This window comes from Pseudomonas sp. NFACC39-1 (genome assembly GCF_900110355.1).
In the GTDB taxonomy this organism is placed as follows: Bacteria; Pseudomonadota; Gammaproteobacteria; order Pseudomonadales; family Pseudomonadaceae; genus Aquipseudomonas; species Aquipseudomonas tehranensis.
The window spans coordinates 735051-757730 of record NZ_FODL01000001.1 but is presented as its reverse complement, the minus strand read 5'-3'; the positions used below and the strand labels follow the sequence as shown (position 1 = coordinate 757730).

Here is a 22680-nt window from a genome sequence, read left to right as displayed (position 1 = left end):
GGCGCGCGACGGAAAAGGGCTTAGCTGGCGGCGCTCAACGTCACCCAATATTGGGTTCGATAATCAATCCGTAAGTGCAGTGACTGCGCCACCAATGCCAGTACCTGATCGGTGTCGGCGAGTTGAAAGGTCCCGGAAACGCGCAGGTCCGCGACTTCTTCGGCGCATCGCAACAGGCCGGGCCGATAGCGCGACAAGGCCCCAATGAAATCACCGAGGCGCATATGGCGTGCGCTGATCACCCCGTCACTCCAGCTCCATACATCCAGGCCGTTATCCTTGAACTCACGAACGCCATTTGAGGTGAACAGCCGCTGATTGCCGGCCTGGACAGTGTTGTTAACCGAAAGGGTTTGGCTGGATCCGGGAAATACGCTGACTGCGCCGCGCTGCACCGCCAGAAGGGTCCCGTCGTCACGCTCGTATGCCAGGAACCGGGCGTTCTGGGTGCTTATGATTGCGTCGCGGGTTTGTACCCAGAAAGGACGCGGTTGAGCTGAGCCCGCATCGGCGCCGGTATTCACGATGATTTCGCCGCGCCGCAGAACGATCAGGCGCCGCTGTTCGTTGAAATAGCTGTCGACCGCACTGTCGCTATTGAGCTGGATAAGGCTGCCGTCATCGAGTTGGAAGCGTCTCTGCTCGCCGGTTCTGCTGTGCTGCTGGGCAAGCAAAGCCGGCAATGGTGTGTAGTCGCGGCCCAGCCAGGTCGCTCCTCCAACAGTGGCCAGCACACCCAGTAGCTTCAGGCTTTGGCGCCGATGCATGCCTGAGCGGGCGCCTTTGAGGGTGTGCCGGGCCAAATCAGGTGGAACGCCCGCGAAGTCATCGCCAAGCGCTTCTACACGCTGCCACGCTAAAAAATGCTCAGGACGCTGCCGCAGCCAGTGCTCAAAGGTGCGCTGGGTTTGCTCGTCGGCTGGATTGAAGCGCAGGCGCACCAGCCAGTGGATCGCCTGGTCGACCACGGCCGGGTCCAGCACCTGCGCTTCACTGTTCGGCATAACGCAAGCGATAGCAGTGTTGCAGGGCCTTGGCCAAGTCGCGTTCAACCGTAGAGCGGGAAACGCACAATTTTTCGGCGATTTGCAGGCAGGTCAAACCGTCGAGCTGGGCGAGTAGAAAAGCCTGGCGAACTCTCGGTTTCAGCAGGTCGAGCAGACGGTCGATGCGCTCAAGGCTGTCAAGAATCAGCAACCGTTCTTCTTCCGAGGGGGCCGCTTGTGGAGGGAGCAGCGCGAGACTCTCGAAGTAGGCGCGTTCGAGTTCGCGACGGCGATAGCGATCGATCATCAGTCCGCGGGCGATGCTGCTCAGATAAGCCCGGGGTTCGCGCAACGGGCTTATCTGACGGGATTTGAGCAGGCGTACAAACGTGTCCTGCGCCAGATCTGCTGCGCTTTCGTGACATCCGATGCGCCGGCTCAGCCAGCTGTGCAACCAGGAATGGTGGCTGCGATAGAGCAGCGCGAGATCGGCATTGCCCAGTGTGTCGTTGCTGCGCATCAGCATCTCGGAAAATACATAATTGATAATGAATCGCATTATATTCAGACAGGTGACGTCAGGGCAATGTGCGGAACCTGATGTTCGAGATGGGCCTGGTCTCGAGTCCTGATAGGAATAGGCAATGCTGCAAGGCAAACCGGCATAGGGGCCCCGGTTCTGCCTCGCTACCATGGCCTTGCACCCACCTTATTGGAGGCTCGCCATGAGCAGCAGAAAAACCCTATTCATCACCGGCGTCAGCAGCGGCCTGGGCAACGCCCTGGCGCGGGAAGCGCTTGCGGAGGGCCATCGAGTCATCGGCACCGTGCGCAGTGAAGCGGCGTTGCAGGCCTTCGAGGCACTGTCCCCGGATCATGCCCATGGCGTGATCCTGGATGTCACTGACTTCGAGCGGATCGACAGCGTTGTCGCTTCCACACAAGCCAGCCACGGCCCGGTCGATGTGCTGGTCAACAATGCCGGCTATGGCCATGAGGGCATCTTCGAAGAGTCGCCGTTGGAAGAGATGCGCCGCCAGTTCGACGTCAACGTGTTCGGCGCGGTGGCGGTGACCAAGGCCTTCGTGCCGTATTTCCGCAAACGTCGTGCCGGTCATATTCTCAATATCACCTCGATGGGCGGAACCATCACGATGCCGGGTATTGCCTACTACTGTGCGAGCAAGTTTGCGCTGGAAGGTATCTCCGATACGCTGAGCCAGGAATTGCTGCCGTTCAACATCTTCGTGACCGCCGTGGCGCCCGGCTCGTTTCGCACTGACTGGGCAGGTCGTTCGATGCAGCGCACGCCGCGCAGCATTGCCGACTATGACGCCAGTTTCGACCCGGTGCGTAAAGCGCGGGAAGAGAAAAGCGGTAAACAGCTCGGCGACCCGCGCAAGGCTGCCCAAGCAATGTTGCAGGTCATCGCCAGCCCGACGCCACCGGCGCACTTGTTGTTGGGCAGTGACGCGTTGAACCTGGTGCGTGACAAATTGACTCGAACGGCCAGTGAGATTGACCGATGGGAGGCGCTGACCCGCTCGACTGACGGTTGAGCGGCCAGCAAAGGGGGCAATGATGACGCCGACCGATCCACACACCTTGCGCATGGTGCAGTTGATGGAGCAGCTCGCGCCGGTCGAGGGCTACAACCTGAGCGCGCTGGACGACATCCGCTTTCTGCGTTCGAACCGGCCACTGACCCGCACGCCGGTCTTGTATGACCCGGGCATCGTCATCCTGTGTCAGGGGCGCAAGCGCGGCTATCTGGGGGAAGACGTCTACGTGTATGACGCCCAGCATTATCTGGTGGTGTCCGTCCCCGTGCCCTTCACCATGGAGACCGACGCCAGCGCTGCCGAGCCCATGCTGGCGATCTACATGCGGCTCGACTTTCAGCTGGCCAGCGAGTTGATATTGCAAGTCGATGAGGTGCTGGGCCCAAGTGATGCCCTGCCCAAGGGCATGTATGCCTCGCCCATGGATGACCGGCTGCGTGCCTCGACGCTGCGTTTTCTTGAAGCCATGAGTCGTCCGGGTGACGCGCAAATACTCGGGCCGTCACTGGTACGAGAAATCTACTACCGCATCCTCACTGGCGAGCAGGGCGGCTCAATGCATGCCGCGCTTAATCGCCAGGGGCACTTCGGTAAGATCGCTCGCGTGATTCGCAAAATCCACAGCAGCTACCAGGAGCGTCTGGACGTCGAGTCACTTGCCCATGAGGCCGGCATGAGCGTGCCCAACTTTCACCTGCACTTTCGCAGCGTGACCGACTCCTCGCCCATGCAGTACTTGAAGTCGACGCGCCTGCACCAGGCACGCCTGCTGATGCTACGCAATGCCATGAGCGCTTCGGCAGCGGCGTTCAACGTGGGCTACGAAAGTGCGTCGCAATTCAGCCGTGAGTTCAAGCGCTTCTTTGGCCGTACCCCCCAGGCCGAGATCGAGTGGATGAAGGCGACTTATGCGTTGCCCGCGCCTGCCACGCCGTCTATCTATGTGTCATCGCATTAGAGAGGCATCAACTGGACGCGCCAGACCAGCCTTCGGTAGCCGTGGATGTCGCCGCCAGGCTCACGTAAATGCGCTACGTCCGTCGGTGCTCAGTCATCGCCGAAAGCACCACCGACGTTGCCGCTGTACGCGTCTCCACCCCCAGCTTGATATACACATGCTCCAGATGCTTGTTCACCGTACGTGGGCTCAAATCCAGGATGGTGCCGATGTCGCGATTGGTTTTCCCGCAGGCCACCCAGCGCAGCACTTCAACCTCTCGCCCCGTCAGTTGAAAGCGTGCCGACAACACCTGGCTGGCCGGTTCGTCGTTCAGGCTCAAGGCCGCCACTGGCTGCGACGCCGCACGGGCAGAATGCAGAATGCGCGAAGTGCGCAGGTGCGCGGCGACCCGCGCCAACACTTCGTCGATCTGGATCGGCTTGGTCACGTAGTCGCTACCACCCACTTCAAAACCCTGAACCACATGGCAGCTTTCCGTCAGCGCGGTCATGAACAGCACCGGGATATCAGCGCTCTGGGGTTGCGCCTTGATCCGCCGACAGGTCTCGAAGCCATCCAGGCCCGGCATCATTGCGTCCAGCAGGATCAGATCCGGGCGTCGACGCTCGATACGGTTCAACGCACTTAGCCCGTCAAGGGCCACCAACACCATATAGCCGGCATCGTTCAGCGCGTCGGAGAGCAGGGCGAGGTTGTCCGGGGTGTCATCCACAATCAGCACAACACCGGGTTCAGCGACTGTGGTCAGTGCATTCATCTTCTGCCTCCTTGAGGGCGCGGTTGATTTCGTCCAGGCGAAAGTTCTTCAGCAACTTGCGCAGTGTCCCGATAAACGCTGCCGTCTGCGGTGTCTCGGCCTGGATGCTGTCGAGCTTTTCCTGTAACCCACGGACATAGCCCATGGCGCTGAGCTCGCCGAGGGTGACAAGGTCCGGGTGTGAGGGTAAGACCCAGTGTGCGGGGAGTGCCGCGGACGCAGGCCTTTCACGCCGCACCCACTGCAGGTCAAGTTGCGCCTGGATGCGCTCCAGCAACTCCGGCGTGCGCACGGGTTTGGCCAGATAGTCGTTGCAGGCACTGGCCAGGTTGCGTTCGTCGTTGAAGGCATTGGCCGAGATCACGATGATCGGAACGTTGGACAACCCGTTGCGGCGAATCAGGCGGCTGGTTTCCCAGCCATCCATGGTCGGCATCGACAGGTCCATCAGGATCAGGTCCGGCCCCAGCAGTGCCACCTGGCGAATGGCTTCCTGGCCGTTGCTCGCTTGCACGACCTCAAAACCCAGCGGTGTGAGCATGCCGGTGAGCACCTTGCGATGGTCGACATGATCGTCCACCACCAGCACACGACGCGGTGGCCCCTGGTAGCCGATGATGTCGTGCTCGACATGGACCACCGCCTGGGGCGCGCGCACCTGGGAGAGAAACAGCCGCACCTGGAAGCAGGTGCCCTGGTCCTGCTGGCTCTTGACCTGCAATTCACCGCCCATCAGCGAGGTGAGCATGCGGGTGATGGTCAGACCGAGGCCGACGCCCTTGTCCTGGCGCATCAGGTCGCCACGTTCGAACGGCTGGAAGATCCGTTCGATATGCTCGGGGTCTATGCCGATCCCTGTGTCGATGACCTCGAAGGTCGCCGTTTCGCGCATGTAACTGACCCGCAAGCAGACCTCACCGCTGTCAGTGAAATTGACCGCGTTGCCCAGCAGGTTGATCAGGATCTGCCGCACCCGTTTCTCGTCACCCCGCACCACCGCCGGCATCTTGCCGATCAGTTCCAGGCGAAAGCGCAGGCCTTTTTCCTCGGCCTGCGGGGTGAACATCAGTTCCAGGTCGTGGATCAGCTCCGGGAAGGGGATTTCCGTCAGTTCCAGGCGCAGTTTGCCGGCCTCGATCTTGGCCACGTCGAGCAGGCCGTCAATCAACGACAGCAGGTGCGAGCCGCTGCGCAGAATGGTCGCCAGGGCATCCTGATGCTGCTCCGGCATCGCCGCGTCGCGTTGCAGGTTCTGGGTAAAGCCCAGGATGCTGTTGAGCGGCGTGCGCAACTCATGGGACAGCCCGGTGATGTAGCGACTCTTGGCCGCATTGGCTGCCTCGGAGGCCTCCTTGGCATCCTGCAGGGCCTGGTCAGTGACGCGGTGCGCGGCGATTTCCTGCATCAGCAACTGGGTCTGGCGGGTCGATTCCTCCTGGGCCACATGGCGGCTTTCCCGGGTCAGGACGATCCACCAGGCGAGAATCGCCGCCAACATTGAGAGGGTCAGGAAAGCCTTGAAAAACGCCTGGTACAGCGGCGCCGAATGGGGCAAGCCTCCAGAGGCCTGGCTGTAGATCAGCGCGAGGGCCCCGCTGAGCATCAGGATCAGCACCAGCAACAGGCCCAGGTAATGCATCAGCCGCGTGTGCAGGCGGGGCACCATGCTGTTGGGCAGCAACCAGCGCAACAGCGACTCGAACTGCGCGGACAGACGCCCCTGGGGTTTGCAACGATCGCCGCAACGCGCGTCCAGCGAACAGCACAGCGAGCAGATGGGCGTGCTGTAGGCCGGACAGAACGCCATGTCGGCGCTCTCAAACGAGTTGCTGCACAGGCCGCAGGTGATCTGCGTACCCGCTTCTACCGGGTGCAACAACAATGGGTCGCTGGCACGGGCGATGTAATAACGACTGCCCGTCGCCCAGGCCAGCAGCGGCACCATGATCAACGCGGCACCCAGGGCGACAAAGGGTGGGGCGGCCTGAGCCAGGGCACCGAACAGACCGAAGTGGGCGAGAATCGACAGCAGCGAGGCAATCAGCATCGCGCCGACACCCACCGGGTTGATGTCGTAAAGGTGCGCGCGCTTGAACTCGATGTGTTTGGGCGACAACCCCAAAGGTTTGTTGATTACCAGGTCCGCGACCACACAGCCGATCCAGGCGGTGGCGATATTGGCGTAGAGGCCGAGCACCTGGTCGATGACGTCGAACACGCCCAGTTCCATCAGCATTAACGCAATCGCCACATTGAACACCAGCCATACCACGCGACCCGGGTGACTGTGGGTTACCCGGGCAAAGAAATTCGACCAGGCGAGTGAGCCGGCGTAGGCGTTGGTCAGGTTGATCTTCATCTGTGAGACGAACACAAACAGCACCATGGCGCCCAAGGCCCATTCCGGCGAGGAGAAGACGTAACTGAAGGCCACCAGGTACATCTGGGTCGGTTCGGCGGCACGCTCCATGGGAATTTCGTGTTGCAGGGCGAGAAAGGCCAGGAAGGCTCCAGCGGCCATTTTCAAGGCGCCGGGAATGATCCATCCGGGCCCGGCGCAGAGCAGGGCGGCCCACCAGCGTTTGCGGTTGGCGGCGTTTTTCTCTGGCAGAAAACGCAGGTAATCGACCTGTTCACCGATCTGCGTCACCAGCGAAAGGGCCACGGTACAGGCCGCGAAAAATTCCAGCAGATTGAAGTCGCCGCCGCTGGCACTGCGCCCCAAAAAGCTGGTCCAGTCGCTGAAGGCCTGGGGATTTTTTGCCAGCACGAACAGATAGGGCAGCACCAGCAGAACCAGCCACAGTGGCTGAGTCCAGAGTTGCAGGCGGCTGATCAGGGTCACCCCGTAGGCCACCAGCGGAATCACCAGCAGCGAGCAGATCACATAGGCGAAGGCCAGTGGAATATGAAAATACAGCTCGAGCGCCAGGGCCATGATCGCCGCTTCCAGGGCGAAGAACAGGAAGGTGAAACTGGCGTAGATCAGCGAGGTGATGGTCGAGCCGATATAGCCGAAACCGGCGCCACGGGTCAGCAAGTCCATGTCGACGCCGTAACGGGCGGCGTAGTAACTGATCGGCAGGCCGGTGAAGAAAATCACCAGGCTCACCGCGAGAATCGCCCAGAACGTGTTGGTGAAGCCGTAACTCAAGGCCAGCACCCCGCCGATGGCTTCCAGCGCCAGGAACGACACCGCACCCAGGGCGGTGTTGGCGATACGCAGCTCCGACCACTTGCGAAAGGACTTTGGCGTGTAGCGCAGGGCGTAGTCCTCCATGGTCTCGTCGGCGACCCATCGGTTGTAGTCACGACGGATCTTGGCGATGCGCTGGGTGCCGGGTGGTAGCACGGTAAAAGCCTCCTGCGGTCAAGGCGCTCCATGCCTGGCGGGTGTTGCGCTGGTGAAAAATTGAGCAATTTCCATGCCTCGGGCCGCCGGGTTGCGTCGACGGCTGCCCATGCGCGTGCCCGCGCGTGAGGGAGCAAGGTGGCATGGGCCCGGAGCGCTAGCCTGCACCAGCTTTGTGCGATTTTCCCTACGTCAAATGACGTATGCCTTTACGTCAGGCTGCGTATACCGGCTGCCGCTCCGCGCCGCCATGCTGATGCCATCACCGTTGCTGGCCGCCCCCAGGGCGAACCCGCAGCGCCACCGCAGAGGAGTAGCAGCATGGAACCACGATTGATCCGCACCCAAGGTCTGTTGCCGCGCCGTCTGGCGCTGGGAGCAGCGGCCCTGTCGTTACTGGCCGCCAGTGTGTTCAGCCAGGGTGTCCTGGCGGATGAGGCCAACAGCACCGGTCTGGCCGTGACCCCGACCGAAGTCACGGTCGGCCAATTGCACTCGGCCACCGGGACCATGGCAATTTCCGAAACCGGCTCCATCCAGGCCGAACGCCTGGCCATTGAGCAGATCAACGCCTCGGGCGGCATCCTCGGCCGGCAGATCAAGGTGATCCAGGAAGACGGCGCGTCCGACTGGCCGACTTTCGCCGAGAAGGCCAAGAAGTTGCTGGTCAATGACAAGGTGGCGACGGTGTTCGGCTGCTGGACTTCGGCCTCGCGCAAGGCCGTGCTGCCGATCTTCGAGAAGGAAAACGGCCTGCTCTACTACCCGACGTTCTATGAAGGGCTGGAGCAGTCCAAGAACGTGATCTACACCGGCCAGGAAGCCACCCAGCAGATCCTTGCCAGCCTCGACTGGATCGCCAAGACCAAGGGCGCGAAGACTTTTTACCTAGTGGGCTCGGACTACATCTGGCCGCGTACCTCAATGAAGATCGCGCGCAAGCACATTGAAAACGTGCTGCACGGTGAGGTGGTCGGGGAAGACTACTACCCGCTGGGCAACACTCAGTTCGGCTCGCTGATCAACAAGGTCAAGCTGAAGAAACCCGACGTGGTGTTCGCTGCCGTGGTCGGCGGTTCCAACGTGGCGTTCTACAAGCAACTCAATGCCGCGGGCGTCAACGCGGCCAAGCAGACCTTGCTCACCCTGTCGGTGACCGAAGATGAACTGCTCGGGATCGGCGGCGGGAACATGGCCGGGTTCTATGCCTCGATGAAGTACTTCCAGAGCCTGGACAACCCCAACAACAAGGCGTTCGTCGAAGCCTTCAAGGCCCGGTACGGCAAGGATGCGGTGATCGGCGATGTGACCCAGGCGGCCTATCTGGGGCCATGGTTGTGGAAGGCCGCGGTGGAGAAAGCCGGCAGCTTTGACGTCGACAAAGTGGTGGCGGCCTCACCGGCTATCGAACTGACAACCGCGCCTGAAGGCGACGTGAAAGTGCATGAAAACCATCACCTGTGGAGCAAGACCCGTATCGGTGAGGTACAGCCCGATGGCCAGTTCAAGGTGGTCTACGAGTCGGGTCTGATCGAGCCGAATCCGTTCCCTAAAGGTTACCAATAACGCTCGGGCCTCATCGGCGGCGGCCGGGCTCCTGCAAGAGCCGGGCTTGGCGCCGGTGCGGCTTGCTTACTGCCATCTTCCCAGCAGGAGACCCTCATCATGGAATGGCTATCGGAGTTTGGTGCCATCGCGGCAATGCAGGGGTTCAACGGCTTGTCCGTGTTCTGTGTGCTGCTGTTGATGGCATTGGGACTGGCGATCATCTTCGGGCAAATGGGGGTCATCAACATGGCCCACGGCGAGTTCCTCACCATAGGTGCCTATACCACCTATGTCTGTTCGAGCCTGACCAGCCATTTCGCCCCGGCGTTCGGGCCCTATTATTTTTTCTTCGCCATCGCCCTGTCGTTCCTGGTTGCCGGCGCCATCGGCTGGCTGGTGGAGTGGGCGATGATCAGCCGGCTCTACAAACGCCCACTGGACACGCTGCTGGCAACCTGGGGCTTGTCCCTGGTCATGCAGCAGACCTTCCGTTCAGTGTTCGGTGCCCGTGAAGTCAGCGCCACACCTCCGGAGTGGCTGATGGGCTCGTTCAACCTGACGGACGCTATCGAGATTCCGCGCAACGGCCTGTTCATGATGGCCCTGACCTTGCTGCTGACGGCGGGCATTTTTGTGTTGCTTTACCGTTCACGCTGGGGACTGCATGTGCGGGCCACTGTGCAGAACCGGGTGATGAGCCGGGCAGTGGGCATCAACACCCGCAAGGTCGACCGCATGACGTTTGCCCTGGGTTGCGGTGTGGCCGGCGTGGCGGGCGCGGCGTTCACCACCATCGGTTCCACCGGGCCCACCGCCGGCTCGCAGTACATCGTCGACACCTTCCTGGTGGTGGTCTTCGGCGGTGCGCAAAGCCTGTTCGGCACCATCGCGTCCGCGTTCGTGATTGCCCAGACGCAATCGATCTCGGAGTTCTTCCTGAGCGGCTCGATGGCCAAGGTGCTGACCCTCTCCGGGGTCATCCTGATTCTGATGCTGCGCCCCCAGGGGCTGTTCTCCATCAAAGTGCGCAAGTAGAGGCGAGCCGATGAACGTTCTAGACAAGATGCTGGCGGGCAAGCCGAACCTGCTCGGCGTGGCGCTGTTGGCGCTGCTGATTTTCGTGGTGTTCCCGCTGACCCTGGATGCCTTTCGCCTGAACATGGTCGGCAAATATCTGACCTACGCCTTTGTCGCGGTCGGCCTGGTGTTGTGCTGGGGGTATGGCGGCATTCTGAGTTTGGGGCAGGGGGTGTTTTTCGGTGTCGGCGGCTATTGCATGGCGATGTTCCTCAAGCTGGAAGCCTCCGACCCGGTCAGCACCAAGATCCAGACCACACCGGGAATTCCAGACTTCATGGACTGGAACCAGATCACCGAGTTGCCGTGGCTCTGGGTGCCGTTCCACAGCTTCAGCTTCACGCTGCTGGCGGTCATCCTGGTGCCGGTGCTGCTGGCTTTTATCATTGGCGTGGCGTTGTTCAAGCGACGGGTCGGGGATGTGTATTTCTCCATCGTCACCCAGGCCATTGCGCTGATCCTGACGGTGCTGATTGTCGGCCAACAGGGCTTGAGCGGTGGGGTCAACGGCATCACCGACCTCAAGACCTTGCTCGGCTGGGACCTGCGCACCGACAGCGCCAAGCTGGTGCTGTATTTCATTAATGCGGGGTTACTGTTCGGCTGCATTTTCATTGGTCGTTTTGTTCTCGCTTCCAAGCTGGGGCGGTTGCTGATGGCCATGCGCGACAAGGAGGAGCGGGTGCGCTTTTCCGGTTACGACGTGGCCGCCTTCAAGATCTTCGTGTTCTGTATCGCCGCCGGATTCTCGGCCATCGGCGGTGCGATGTTCGCCTTGCAGGTGGGCTTCATGTCGCCGTCGTTCGTCGGCATCGTGCCGTCCATCGAGATGGTGATTTTCACCGCAGTCGGCGGGCGCATGTCGCTGCTCGGCGCGGTGTATGGAGCCTTGCTGGTCAACTACGGCAAGACCTATTTCTCCGAGTCCTTTCCCGAGCTGTGGCTGTACCTGATGGGTGGGTTGTTCATTGCCGTGGTCATGTACTTCCCCAATGGCCTGGCCGGGCTCTGGGACAGCTATGGTCGCCAGGCCCTGGCTCGCTGGTTGCGGCGCACCCCGCGCCGGCTACCGGTGGACGCGCCCTTGCCGCCGCCAGCCCCCCGTATCGAACCGACCACCCCAGCCCCCGAGCGTGCTTCCCTGGAGACACAGCCATGACCGCCGTCGGTTTTCAGATGAACAAGCCGGTGCTGGCTATCGAGGGGCTGACGGTGTCTTTCGATGGTTTCAAGGCGGTGGACGATCTCAATCTCTATATCGATCGCAATGAAGTGCGGGTGGTGATCGGCCCCAACGGTGCGGGCAAGACCACCTTGCTCGACCTGATCTGCGGCAAGACACGCGCCACCAGCGGCAGCATTCAGTTCGACGCAAAGGAGCTGACCAAGATGCACGAGTACAACATCGTCCGCGCCGGGGTCGGGCGCAAATTCCAGAACCCGTCGATCTACGAAAACCTCACGGTGTTCGAGAACCTGGAGATGTCCTACCCCGCCGGGCGCAAGGTGTTCAGCGCCTTGTTCTTCAAGCGCAGCGCAGCGGTGATTGCCAGGGTGCAAGAGGTGGCCGGGGAGATATTTCTCGGCGAGTTGCTGGAGCAACAAGCTGACTTGCTTTCCCACGGGCAGAAGCAGTGGCTGGAGATCGGCATGCTGCTGATGCAGAACCCCGACCTGCTGATGCTCGACGAACCCGTCGCCGGGATGAGCGTCAACGAGCGTGTGCAGACTGCCGAGTTGCTCAAGCGCATCAGCCAGGGACGGTCGGTGCTGGTGATCGAGCACGACATGGAATTCGTCAAGAGCATCGCCCACAAGGTCACGGTGTTGCACCAGGGCAAAGTGCTCGCCGAGGGCAGCATGGAGTCGGTGCAAAGCAACCCGAAAGTCATTGAAGTCTATCTGGGCCATTGAGGAAACAGGCATGTTCAACGTCAACAAGCTGTCCTGTGGCTACGGCCAGAGCCAGATTCTCCACGACCTCGACCTGTCCGTGGCCCGGCGGGAAATCGTCGCCGTGATGGGGCGCAACGGCATGGGCAAGACCACGCTGTTCAAGAGCCTGATGGGTATTCTCCCGCAATGGGAGGGGCAGGTCAGCGTCGATGGGCGTGAGGTCTCCAGCCTTGAGACCCATGAGCGGGTCGAGCACGGCATCGCCTATGTGCCCCAGGGGCGGATGATTTTTCCTGGCATGACGGTGCTGGAAAATATCCAGACCGGCTTGCCGGCCTCGGCCCGAGGCCAGGTGCCGGAAGACCTCTATGCCTTGTTCCCGGTGCTTCACGACATGCGCTCGCGCAAGGGCGGCAACCTCTCGGGCGGGCAACAACAGCAACTGGCGATTGCCCGGGCGCTGGCGACCCAGCCCAAGGTGCTGTTGCTGGATGAGCCCACCGAGGGCATCCAGCCGTCGATCATCAAGGACATTGCCCGCACCCTGAAGGAAATCCGCCACCTGCGCGACCTGACCATCGTCGTCTCCGAACAGGTGTTGTCGTTCACCCTGGAAATCGCCGACCGCTTCCTGGTGATCGAGAAGGGGCGTTTCGTCATCGAGGAAACCCGCGACAAGGTCGACGAGGCGACCATCAGCCGTTACCTCTCCGTGTAGGCCCGCCCCGGCACGGGGCGCTACGTCATCCGACGTATTGGCCGATTCGCGCCGCCATTGAAGACTGCTGCTAACGCTGTACATCCCTACCGTTCAGGAGCTTTGCCATGACCGATACGTTGATCAAAGTCGACCTCAACCAGCCTGCCACCGAGAATGAGCAGATCCACAACCGCTGGCATCCAGACATCCCGATGGCCTGCTGGGTCAAGCCGGGAGATGACTTCATTCTCGAGACCTATGACTGGACCGCCGGGGCGATCAAAAACAACGACGATGCGGCGGATGTGCGCGATATCGACCTCTCTACCGTGCACTACCTGTCCGGCCCGGTGGGCGTACACGGTGCCGAACCGGGTGATCTGCTGGTGGTCGACCTGCTGGATATCGGCGCCAAGGCCGACTCGCAGTGGGGGTTCAACGGTTTCTTTTCCCGGCAGAACGGTGGCGGTTTTCTCACCGACCATTTCCCTAGCGCGCAGAAAGCCATCTGGGATTTCAATGGCATGTTCACCCGCTCGCGGCATATCCCAGGGGTCAACTTCGCCGGGCTGATCCACCCCGGGCTGATTGGTTGCCTGCCTGATCCGGTGATGCTCGCCGACTGGAATCGCCGTGAGCAGGAACTGATCGACACCAACCCGACCCGCGTGCCGCCACTGGCCAACGCCCCCCTGGCCGCCACCGCGCACATGGGCAAGCTCAAGGGCCAGGCCCGCGATGACGCGGCGGCCACCGGTGCCCGCACGGTGCCACCGCGCGAGCATGGGGGTAACTGCGATATCAAGGACCTGTCCCGGGGCTCGAAAATCTTCTTCCCGGTCTACGTCAATGGCGCCGGGTTGTCGGTGGGCGATCTGCATTTCAGCCAGGGTGACGGTGAGATCACCTTTTGCGGCGCCATCGAGATGGCCGGCTGGGTGCACATGAAGGTCGAGCTGATCAAGGGCGGCATGGCCAAGTACGGGATCAAGAACCCGGTGTTCAAGCCGAGCCCGATCACCCCGAACTACAACAACTACCTCATCTTCGAAGGCATCTCGGTGGACGAGAGCGGCCAGCAGCATTACCTGGACGTCAACGTCGCCTACCGCCAGGCCTGCCTGAATGCGATCAACTACCTGACCAAGTTTGGCTACTCCCCGGCCCAGGGTTATGCATTGTTGGGCTCGGCGCCGGTGCAGGGGCATATCAGCGGTGTGGTGGACATTCCCAATGCCTGCGCGACGTTGTGGCTGCCGACCGAGATCTTCGACTTCGACATCAACCCCAATGCTAGCGGTCCGATCAAGCATCTGGATGGCAGCATCGACCTGCCCATCGCTCCCGACCTGTAGGACGCCCACCATGCCGACCTACGAATACCAGTGCCAAGCTTGCGGCACCTTCACGCTGTTGCGGCCCATGAGCCAGCGCCACGAGCCTTGCCAGTGCCCCTATTGTGGCGGCGCTGGTGGTGGCTTGCAGCTGTCGGTGCCGGCGTTGAACTGCCTCTCGAGCAGTCAGCGTCAGGCCATTGCTACCAATGAGCGCAGCACCCACGCGCCGCAGACCGTCGCCGAGTACCAGCAGCGGCGCCATCCCAAGGGTTGCGGTTGCTGTACCCCGAACAAACCGGTGGTGCCGAGCAAGGCCAATCCCCTGGGACTCAAGAGCAAGACCGGGCCAAGACCCTGGATGATCAGTCACTGACGGAGGATTTCTTCATGCGCCATGGCGACATTTCCAGCAGCCCCGATACCGTCGGTGTTGCTGTCGTGAACTACAAGATGCCGCGCCTGCACAGCAAGGCTGAGGTCATCGACAACGCCCACAAGATCGCCGAAGTGATCAAGGGCATGAAACAGGGGCTGCCGGGCATGGACCTGGTGGTGTTTCCTGAGTACAGCACCATGGGCATTCTCTATGACCGTGACGAGATGATGGCCACCGCCGCGACTATTCCCGGCGAAGAGACCGCCATCTTCGGCGCGGCCTGTCGCGAGGCCAATACCTGGGGCGTGTTTTCCCTGACCGGCGAACGCCACGAGGAACATCCGCACAAGGCGCCTTACAACACCCTGGTGCTGATCGACAATCACGGGCAGATCGTCCAGCGCTATCGCAAGTGCATCCCCTGGTGCCCCATCGAAGGCTGGTACCCCGGTGATCGCACCTATGTCTGCGACGGCCCCAAGGGCATGAAGATCAGCCTGATCATCTGCGATGACGGCAACTACCCGGAGATCTGGCGCGACTGTGCGATGAAGGGCGCGGAGCTGATCGTGCGCTGCCAGGGCTATATGTACCCGGCCAAGGAGCAGCAGGTGCAAATGTCCAAGAGCATGGCCTGGGCCAACAACTGCTACGTCGCGGTGGCCAACGCCGCCGGCTTCGACGGGGTGTATTCATACTTCGGACACTCGGCGATCATCGGTTTCGACGGGCGGACCCTGGGCGAGTGTGGGGAGGAGGAAATGGGCATCCAGTACGCCCAATTGTCGATCTCGCAGATACGCGATGCCCGGGCCAACGATCAGTCGCAGAACCATTTGTTCAAGCTGCTTCACCGTGGCTACACCGGCCTCTACGATTCAGGCGATGGTGACAAGGGTATCGCCGACTGTCCGTTCGAGTTCTATCGCACCTGGGTTCTGGATGCGCAGAAGGCCCGGGAGGATGTGGAAAAAATCACCCGGCGCACCGTGGGGGTGGCGGACTGTCCGGTGGGGCAGTTGCCCCACGACGGCAAAGAAAAGACGGCGGGCTGAGGCATGTCATCGATTCGGCAGATCCCGGCGGCGGGACCGCCCGAGGTACACCCGCCGATTTCGCGCTTTATTTTCGAGCCGCAGCAGGTGATGGAGCTGCTGCGCGCGCGCATCGTCGGTCAGGACGCGGCGTTGGCGGCGGTCGAGGCGCAACTCAAGGTGCTCAAAGTGGACATCGGCGAGCGAGAGCGCCCGCTCGGGGTCAATCTGTTCATGGGCCCGACGGGGGTTGGCAAGACCGAGATCGTCCGCTTGCTGGCCCAGGCCCTTCACGGACGTGCCGACGCGCTGTGCCGCATCGATATGCAGACCCTGGCCCAGGAACATTACGCCGCGGCGCTGACCGGGGCGCCGCCGGGTTATGTGGGCAGCAAGGAGGGCGTCAGCCTGTTCGACAGTGAGTTGATCCAAGGCAGCTATAGCCGTCCCGGTATCGTCCTGTTCGATGAGCTGGAAAAGGCCAGCGATGAGGTACTGCGCAGCCTGCTGGGAATTCTGGAGAATGGCCAGCTCACCTTGACGGGCGGCAGTCGCACTCTGGATTTTCGCAACAGCCTGATCTTCATGACCAGTAACATCGGCGCGCGTCAGGCCATTACCCGCAGACAACGTTTGAACCGCGGCTGGCGACGTCTGTTGGGCTGGTTCACGGAGGCTGAGACAGCGCTGCTGGAGCGGGCGTTGCACAAGCGTTTCGAGCCTGAATTTCTCAATCGCATCGATCGTATCCTGGTGTTCGACCCTATAGAGGGTCGCTGGCTGGACGCTCTTTTGGATATCGAGCTGGCCAAACTCAATCAACGCCTGGGAGCGCATCGCCAGCTTTCAGTGGACGAACTGGCTCGGGCCTGGTTGGGACGCAAACATGATTCTCGCTTCGGCGCTCGCGCCTTGGTGCGCAGAGTGCGGATCGAGCTGGAGCCCGCGATAGCTGACTGTCTGCTGGCTAGCGCCGAGACTGGACAGATGATCGCAACGGTACAAGACCAGCGGCTGGTGGTGCGGCGGCAGAAATGTCCGTCCGGCTAGTTTTCCAGCCACTGCCAACCCTCGGTATTCCACTTTCCTGCCCACCGGGACCCGAGCTGTTTCAACGTGCAAGCCGACGTAAGTTGAACCTGACATCGGGCCAAATTGAGCCTCAAAAGGGGATATGGGTGGTCGACAAGACCTGGCGCAAACCCATGAACGAGCGAATCTGACGAACCCCGGGCAGGTAAAGCAGTTGCTCCGCGTGGAGCCGGTTGAAGCTGTTGCTGTCCTTGGTTCGGATCAACATGAAGTAGTCGAATTCCCCCGTCACCACATGGCATTCCATGCAGCCGGACACTTTTTGTGCGGCCGCCTCGAATGCGGCGAAGGACTCCGGTGTGGAGCGGTCCAGCACCACGCCGATCAGGACCACCATCCCAGCATCCAGCGCTTGATTGTCCAGCAGTGCAACGATGTTCTTGATCAGGCCGGCCTGTTTGAGCCGTTCGACGCGTCTCAGGCATGCCGGTGCGCTCAATTTCACCTTCTCTGCAAGCGCCACGTTGGAGATGGAGGCATCTCGCTGCAGGGTCTTGAGGATGGCACGGTCGGTTCGATCCAGCGGCTGCGGCATTGGGACTGTTTCGCCCGACTTGCTGTGATTATTTGTTGCGTTCATATTTATTTATACACAATAAAAATATGTTTTAGTTGGTTATGTGAAAATTATGTTTCTTTATTTGGCGATTATTTGCAATACATATTTTTTGATTTCTTCTTAGTATTGAACTCATCGAAGCCCCCTGAAAGAGCCTGGAATGCAGCCTTTGTTTTTCGGCCTGGCGCTTGGATATTCAATAATCGAGGAGCAGAGTCATGAACCTGAATCGTTTTAAACGTTATCCGCTGACCTTCGGTCCTTCGCCCATCACGCCCTTGAAACGCCTCAGCGAACACCTGGGCGGCAAGGTCGAGTTGTATGCCAAACGCGAAGATTGCAACAGCGGCCTGGCCTTCGGCGGCAACAAGACGCGCAAGCTCGAATACCTGATTCCTGAGGCCCTCGAACAGGGCTGCGACACCTTGGTGTCCATCGGCGGGATCCAGTCGAACCAGACCCGCCAGGTCGCTGCCGTCGCCGCTCACCTGGGCATGAAGTGCGTGCTGGTGCAGGAAAACTGGGTGAACTACTCCGACGCCGTGTATGACCGCGTTGGCAACATCGAGATGTCCCGCATCATGGGCGCGGACGTACGGCTGGATGCCGCCGGGTTCGACATCGGTATTCGGCCCAGCTGGGAGAAGGCCATGAGCGACGTGGAGGAGCGGGGCGGCAAGCCGTTCCCGATCCCGGCGGGTTGTTCCGAACACCCTTACGGCGGGCTGGGGTTCGTCGGCTTTGCCGAGGAAGTGCGGGAGCAGGAAAAACAACTGGGGTTCACGTTCGACTACATCGTGGTCTGCTCCGTGACCGGCAGTACCCAGGCCGGCATGGTCGTCGGTTTCGCCGCGGACGGCCGTTCGAAGAACGTTATCGGCATTGATGCCTCGGCCAAGCCCGAGAAAACCAAGGCACAAATTCTGCGTATCGCTCGGCACACCGCTGAGCTGGTGGAACTGGGTCGCGAGATCACCGAAGAGGACGTGGTGCTCGATACACGTTTCGCTTACCCGGAATACGGTTTGCCCAACGAAGGTACGCTGGAAGCCATTCGCCTGTGCGGCAGCCTGGAAGGTGTGCTGACCGACCCGGTGTATGAAGGCAAATCCATGCACGGCATGATCGAAATGGTCCGCCGCGGCGAGTTCCCCGAAGGCTCGAAAGTGCTTTATGCGCACCTGGGCGGGGCACCTGCGCTGAACGCCTACAGCTTCCTGTTCCGCAACGGCTGATTAAACGCCAATAACCTGTGGGAGCGAGCTTGCTCACGAAGCGCTGGGTGAGTCGGCATTAATGTTGAATGTCACGGCCTTATCGTCGGATCGCCGCCGAGAGCAAGCTGCTGCAATCAAGCCGCCGGGAGTACCGCCATGCATGCGATATCGCAATCCGCAGTCTGGATCAAGGAACCTTCGGCGGATGCCGGGGTGGTCATCGTGACCAGCGCTGCGTTGCCCAAGTACATGATCGACAAGCTGCACGTGGCGATAGATGACTGGGACCAGGTGGCTTATCTGGCCGTCAAGCAAGCGGAAGCGTTGATGGTCGACTGGCTGCGGGTCGGCTCCAACCCGCAGCCGTCTGCCGGGGGCGAGGTGTGTTATGCCAGCCAACTGTTAGGCGCTGTCCCCCACGGCAGCTTTTTACTGGAAGTGGGTACGTTCTCTGGTCTGACCTGGTTGGGATCCGTCTGCGGCCACCCGCTGCGCGTCGTCGAACTTGGCGAAATAGCCTCATCCACGGTGGCGATGGATCGCCAGGTGGAAGAGGTGTTATTGGCGACCCAAAGTCTGGCGAAAAGCGTGCTGCAGGCGCGCGGCGTCATCTAACCCATGCCCTCGTCAATACGCTTGTTGAAACAGGAAAAAGGCAAAGCTTATGAGCCGAACCGCCGAGGGTCGTGCCCACGCCATGACGTGGATGCGCGAGCCTTCCAGTTGTACGCGCATCGTGGTCATCGTGAGCGGACTTGATAGTGATCATATTGAGTTGATCCATCAGGGGTTCAGCTGTTTTGACAATGTTGCACTGATCCATGTCGATACGCTGAACACCGCGCCGGGCAAGCTCGTTGGCGTGCCAGTGGCCAAGCGTGACTGCCATTTTGTGGTGCTCGGTGAACTTGATGAGCGCTTCTTGCACGACCTTTCAATTGGTCAGCCATGCCTCTACCCGGTTGCACCAGACGAGGCGGCCGAACATGCCGTCATCGCGGCGGTTGAGCAGGTCAAAAGCCTCGCCCGAGTGAGCCATTCGCGCCACCTTGAAGTGATACCCGACACCTGCAGGAGTTGCCTATGAACCTGTCCGCTCCCCATGCCCAATGGCCGGGCCAGGCTGCCGAGGATGAAGAAATGACCGAGTGGCGTGAGGCATTGCTCTCCGTCGCAGCCCACGGCGGCACGGGCCGGGCCAAACAGATCCTCGACATGCTGCTGGCCGTGGCAAACGCTTCGGACATCGGCTGGCGGCCCAGCCATGGCACCCCATACATCAATACCATCAGTGTTGAGCAGCAACCGATGTTTCCAGGCGATCTGGCCATCGAAGAGCGTCTGGCCTCGATCATGCGCTGGAATGCCCTGGCGATGGTTGCCCGGGCCAATCACGCCTACGGCGAATTGGGTGGACACATTGCCAGTTATGCCAGCGCGGCGGATCTGTTTGAAGTGGGCTTCAACCATTTCTTCAAGGCGCGCACCCAAACCGGCGTCGGTGACCTGGTGTTCTACCAACCGCACTCGGCGCCAGGCGTCTATGCCCGGGCGTTCCTTGAGGGACGCCTGGAAGAAAAGGACCTGCAGCACTATCGGCAAGAGATCGGCGCGCGCGCCAATGGCGCCCGGGGTTTGTCGAGTTATCCACACCCGTGGTTGATGCCGGACTTCTGGCAGTTCCCGACGGGCTCCATGGGGATCGGTCCGATCAGCTCGATCTACCAGGCGCGTTTCATGCGTTACCTGGAGCACCGCGGCCTGCAAGAGACCTCGGGGCGAACCGTCTGGGGGGTGTTTGGCGACGGTGAAATGGATGAGCCGGAAAGCATGTCGGCGTTGACCCTGGCGGCACGCGAAGAGCTGGATAACCTGGTCTGGGTGGTCAATTGCAACCTGCAGCGGCTGGACGGCCCGGTGCGTGGCAACGGTCGCATCATCGACGAGCTCGAGGCATTGTTCGGCGGTGCGGGCTGGAACGTGATCAAACTGGTGTGGGGTTCCGACTGGGACAGATTGTTTGCCCGGGATAAAGACGGTGCGCTGGTCCGCGCATTGTCGGCCACGGTCGATGGCCAGTTCCAGACGTTTGCGGCCAAGGATGGGCGCTTCAACCGCGAGCATTTCTTCGGCCAGGACGCGGCCTTGGCGCATTTGGCCGAAGGCCTGACCGACGAGCAGATCGACCGCCTCAAACGCGGCGGTCATGACCTGGTGAAGATCTTTGCCGCGTATCAAAGCGCAATGCTCGAGGGCAAGAAACCTACGGTGATCCTGGCCCAGACCAAGAAGGGCTTCGGCATGGGCGACGCCGGGCAGGGCAAGATGACTGTGCACCAGCAGAAGAAACTCGATAATGAGGCGTTGATCGCGTTCCGCAACCGTTTCAACCTGCCATTGACCGATGAGCAGACTACCTCGCTGAGCTTCTTCAAACCGAGCGACGACAGCGCGGAAATGCGCTACCTGCATGCACGCCGCCAGGCGTTGGGCGGCTACATGCCTGCGCGACCTTCGGCCTGCGCGTCATTGGCCGTGCCCGACGTAGACAGCTACGCCGGATTTGCCATCGCCGCCCAAGGCAAGGAAATGTCCACCACCATGGCCTTCGTGCGGATGCTCAGCGGCTTGCTCCGAGACAAGCAACTGGGGCCGCGCATCGTGCCGATTGTGGCGGATGAAGCGCGTACGTTCGGCATGGCTAGCCTGTTCAAGCAGATCGGCATCTACTCCAGCGTGGGCCAGCGTTATGAGCCGGAGGACATTGGTTCGATCCTCAGTTATCGAGAAGCCCTGGACGGGCAGATTCTCGAAGAGGGCATCAGCGAAGCCGGCGCCATCAGTTCCTGGGTCGCGGCCGCGACCAGCTACTCGGTGCATGGCCTGCCGATGCTGCCGTTTTACATCTATTACTCGATGTTCGGTTTCCAGCGCATCGGCGACCTGATCTGGGCCGCGGCGGATCAGCGCGCTCGCGGGTTCCTGCTCGGTGCCACCGCAGGGCGCACAACCCTGGGGGGCGAAGGCTTGCAGCATCAGGACGGTAACAGCCACGTGATGGCGGCGATGGTGCCCAACTGTCGTGCCTACGATCCCGCGTTCGCGGGTGAATTTGCGGTGATTCTGGATCACGGCATGCGCCAGATGCTGGAGCGTCAGGTCGACGAGTTTTATTACGTCACGTTGATGAACGAGAACTACCCGCAGCCCAACCTTCCTGAAGGTGTCGAACAGGCGATCATCAAGGGCATGTATGCATTTGCCCGGCATGAAGTGAAGGAAGCGCGCGGCGCCGTGCAGTTGCTGGGTTCCGGCACGATCTTGCGCGAAGTCATTGCCGCTGCCGAGTTGTTGGCCAGCGATTGGAGCATCGACAGTCAGGTCTGGAGCGTTACCAGCTTCACCGAGTTGGCACGTGATGCTCGTGAAGTGGAGCGCTGGAATCGTCTGCATCCCGGACAAGCTGCCCAATGCAGTCATGTTCAAGAATGCCTTCGCGACTCGGCGCCCATCATTGCCTGTACCGACTACGTGCGCGCCTTGCCCCAGTTGATCGCCAGTTATCTCGATGGCCATTACACCGTGCTCGGCACCGACGGGTTTGGCCGCAGCGATACCCGCAACCAACTGCGCAGGTTCTTCGAAGTGGACCGCCACCAGATCGTCCTGAGTGCGCTGACCTCACTGGTGCATGAGGGGCGTCTGGACGCGAGTGTCTGTGCCCAGGCCATTGAACGCTACGCGATTGACGTTGACGCCGTGGCCCCTTGGGACGCTTGAAACCAGCTTCCTCCTGTGGGAGCGAGCCTGCTCGCGAAGACGGTGGTTGAGTCACATGGATGTTGGGCTTGCTGGCCTCATCGCGAGCAGGCTCGCTCCCACAGGTTTTTGTGTCGTGTGCAGATGCTGTGAACCCCCGCGAGTCTATGTGCGAGCTTGCTCGCGATAGCGGTGGTTGAGTCACATGGATGTTGGGCTTACTGGCCTCATCGCGAGCAAGCCCGCTCCCACAGGTTTTTGTGGTGTGTGCAGATGCTGTGAACACCCGCGAGTCCATGTGCGAGCTTGCTCGCGAAAGCGGTGGATCAGTTTGAAGTGATGTTGGCTATGCCGACGCCTTCGCGAGCAAGCCCGCTCCCACAGGTTTTTGTGGTGTGTGCAGATGCTGTGAACACCCGCGGCCCCTGTGGGAGCGGGCTTGCTCGCGAAGGCGGTGGTTCAGCTAC

20 protein-coding genes are annotated in these 22680 nt (G+C 61.0%); 15 read left to right on the top strand and 5 right to left on the bottom strand.

From position 1 onward, the window contains the following. Positions 1-20: 20 nt before the first annotated feature. Together BMY45_RS03365 and BMY45_RS03360 are read right to left on the bottom strand one after the other, a co-directional pair. Positions 21-1004 (bottom strand): DUF4880 domain-containing protein, encoded by a 984-nt coding sequence (locus BMY45_RS03365; RefSeq protein WP_092394501.1) that lies wholly within the window; start codon positions 1002-1004, stop codon positions 21-23. Beyond that, on the bottom strand, positions 991-1506 hold the full coding sequence (locus tag BMY45_RS03360) for a sigma-70 family RNA polymerase sigma factor (RefSeq protein ID WP_092394930.1): 516 nt from the start codon (positions 1504-1506) through the stop codon (positions 991-993). Before BMY45_RS03360 ends, BMY45_RS03365 begins: the two co-directional genes overlap by 14 nt. 205 nt (positions 1507-1711) lie before the next feature. On the opposite strand from BMY45_RS03360, the gene BMY45_RS03355 reads away from it, so the two are divergent. Both BMY45_RS03355 and BMY45_RS03350 read left to right on the top strand, forming a co-directional pair. Continuing rightward, entirely contained in the window at positions 1712-2545 is an 834-nt protein-coding gene (locus BMY45_RS03355) for an oxidoreductase (RefSeq protein ID WP_092394498.1), read from the top strand. Positions 2546-2567: 22 nt separating this feature from the next. Further along, positions 2568-3506 (top strand): AraC family transcriptional regulator, encoded by a 939-nt coding sequence (locus BMY45_RS03350; protein ID WP_092394495.1) that lies wholly within the window; start codon positions 2568-2570, stop codon positions 3504-3506. Between the two features lie 73 nt (positions 3507-3579). Here the strand turns inward: BMY45_RS03350 and BMY45_RS03345 are convergent, their stop codons facing one another. Then, positions 3580-4266 (bottom strand): response regulator transcription factor, encoded by a 687-nt coding sequence (locus BMY45_RS03345; protein WP_092394492.1) that lies wholly within the window; start codon positions 4264-4266, stop codon positions 3580-3582. Further along, complete coding sequence (locus BMY45_RS03340) at positions 4241-7618, bottom strand: ATP-binding protein (RefSeq protein WP_092394489.1); 3378 nt, start codon at positions 7616-7618, stop codon at positions 4241-4243. Before BMY45_RS03340 ends, BMY45_RS03345 begins: the two co-directional genes overlap by 26 nt. A 321-nt stretch (positions 7619-7939) precedes the next feature. Here BMY45_RS03340 and urtA point away from each other — a divergent pair, with 321 nt between their 5' ends. From urtA to BMY45_RS03295, 9 genes are all read left to right on the top strand, one after another. Continuing rightward, positions 7940-9184: an urea ABC transporter substrate-binding protein gene (urtA, locus tag BMY45_RS03335; RefSeq protein ID WP_092394486.1), complete on the top strand. Its 1245-nt coding sequence runs from the start codon at positions 7940-7942 to the stop codon at positions 9182-9184. Between the two features lie 99 nt (positions 9185-9283). Then, a complete protein-coding gene (gene urtB / locus BMY45_RS03330; RefSeq protein WP_177193292.1) occupies positions 9284-10201 on the top strand; it encodes an urea ABC transporter permease subunit UrtB in 918 nt (305 codons plus the stop codon). 10 nt (positions 10202-10211) lie between these two features. Beyond that, positions 10212-11402 carry an urea ABC transporter permease subunit UrtC gene (urtC, locus tag BMY45_RS03325; protein ID WP_092394483.1) on the top strand — a complete coding sequence of 397 codons (1191 nt, stop codon included), beginning with the start codon at positions 10212-10214 and terminating at the stop codon, positions 11400-11402. Next, positions 11399-12157, top strand: coding sequence for an urea ABC transporter ATP-binding protein UrtD (urtD, locus tag BMY45_RS03320; RefSeq protein ID WP_092394480.1), 759 nt, complete (start codon positions 11399-11401; stop codon positions 12155-12157). Before urtC ends, urtD begins: the two co-directional genes overlap by 4 nt. Positions 12158-12167: 10 nt before the next feature. Continuing rightward, positions 12168-12857 (top strand): urea ABC transporter ATP-binding subunit UrtE, encoded by a 690-nt coding sequence (gene urtE, locus BMY45_RS03315; protein WP_092394477.1) that lies wholly within the window; start codon positions 12168-12170, stop codon positions 12855-12857. 107 nt (positions 12858-12964) lie between these two features. Further along, complete coding sequence (fmdA, locus tag BMY45_RS03310) at positions 12965-14194, top strand: formamidase (protein ID WP_092394474.1); 1230 nt, start codon at positions 12965-12967, stop codon at positions 14192-14194. A 10-nt stretch (positions 14195-14204) separates the two neighbouring features. Continuing rightward, positions 14205-14549 carry an FmdB family zinc ribbon protein gene (locus BMY45_RS03305; RefSeq protein ID WP_092394471.1) on the top strand — a complete coding sequence of 115 codons (345 nt, stop codon included), beginning with the start codon at positions 14205-14207 and terminating at the stop codon, positions 14547-14549. A 14-nt stretch (positions 14550-14563) separates the two neighbouring features. Then, positions 14564-15607 carry an aliphatic amidase gene (locus BMY45_RS03300; protein WP_092394469.1) on the top strand — a complete coding sequence of 348 codons (1044 nt, stop codon included), beginning with the start codon at positions 14564-14566 and terminating at the stop codon, positions 15605-15607. A gap of 3 nt (positions 15608-15610) precedes the next feature. Further along, positions 15611-16636 carry an AAA family ATPase gene (locus tag BMY45_RS03295; RefSeq protein WP_256573618.1) on the top strand — a complete coding sequence of 342 codons (1026 nt, stop codon included), beginning with the start codon at positions 15611-15613 and terminating at the stop codon, positions 16634-16636. Positions 16637-16748: 112 nt separating this feature from the next. Here the strand turns inward: BMY45_RS03295 and BMY45_RS03290 are convergent, their stop codons facing one another. Next, entirely contained in the window at positions 16749-17258 is a 510-nt protein-coding gene (locus BMY45_RS03290) for an Lrp/AsnC family transcriptional regulator (RefSeq protein WP_092394466.1), read from the bottom strand. Between the two features lie 197 nt (positions 17259-17455). Between BMY45_RS03290 and BMY45_RS03285 the strand changes: the two genes are divergently transcribed. The 4 genes from BMY45_RS03285 to mdeB all read left to right on the top strand — a co-directional run bounded on the left by BMY45_RS03285 (position 17456) and on the right by mdeB (position 22234). Then, on the top strand, positions 17456-18472 hold the full coding sequence (locus tag BMY45_RS03285; protein ID WP_092394463.1) for a 1-aminocyclopropane-1-carboxylate deaminase: 1017 nt from the start codon (positions 17456-17458) through the stop codon (positions 18470-18472). A 138-nt stretch (positions 18473-18610) separates the two neighbouring features. Beyond that, positions 18611-19069: a transketolase gene (locus BMY45_RS03280; protein ID WP_092394460.1), complete on the top strand. Its 459-nt coding sequence runs from the start codon at positions 18611-18613 to the stop codon at positions 19067-19069. A gap of 49 nt (positions 19070-19118) precedes the next feature. Further along, a complete protein-coding gene (locus BMY45_RS03275; protein ID WP_092394457.1) occupies positions 19119-19541 on the top strand; it encodes a hypothetical protein in 423 nt (140 codons plus the stop codon). Further along, entirely contained in the window at positions 19538-22234 is a 2697-nt protein-coding gene (mdeB, locus tag BMY45_RS03270; protein WP_092394454.1) for an alpha-ketoglutarate dehydrogenase, read from the top strand. Before BMY45_RS03275 ends, mdeB begins: the two co-directional genes overlap by 4 nt. The last annotated feature ends 446 nt before the right edge of the window (positions 22235-22680 follow it).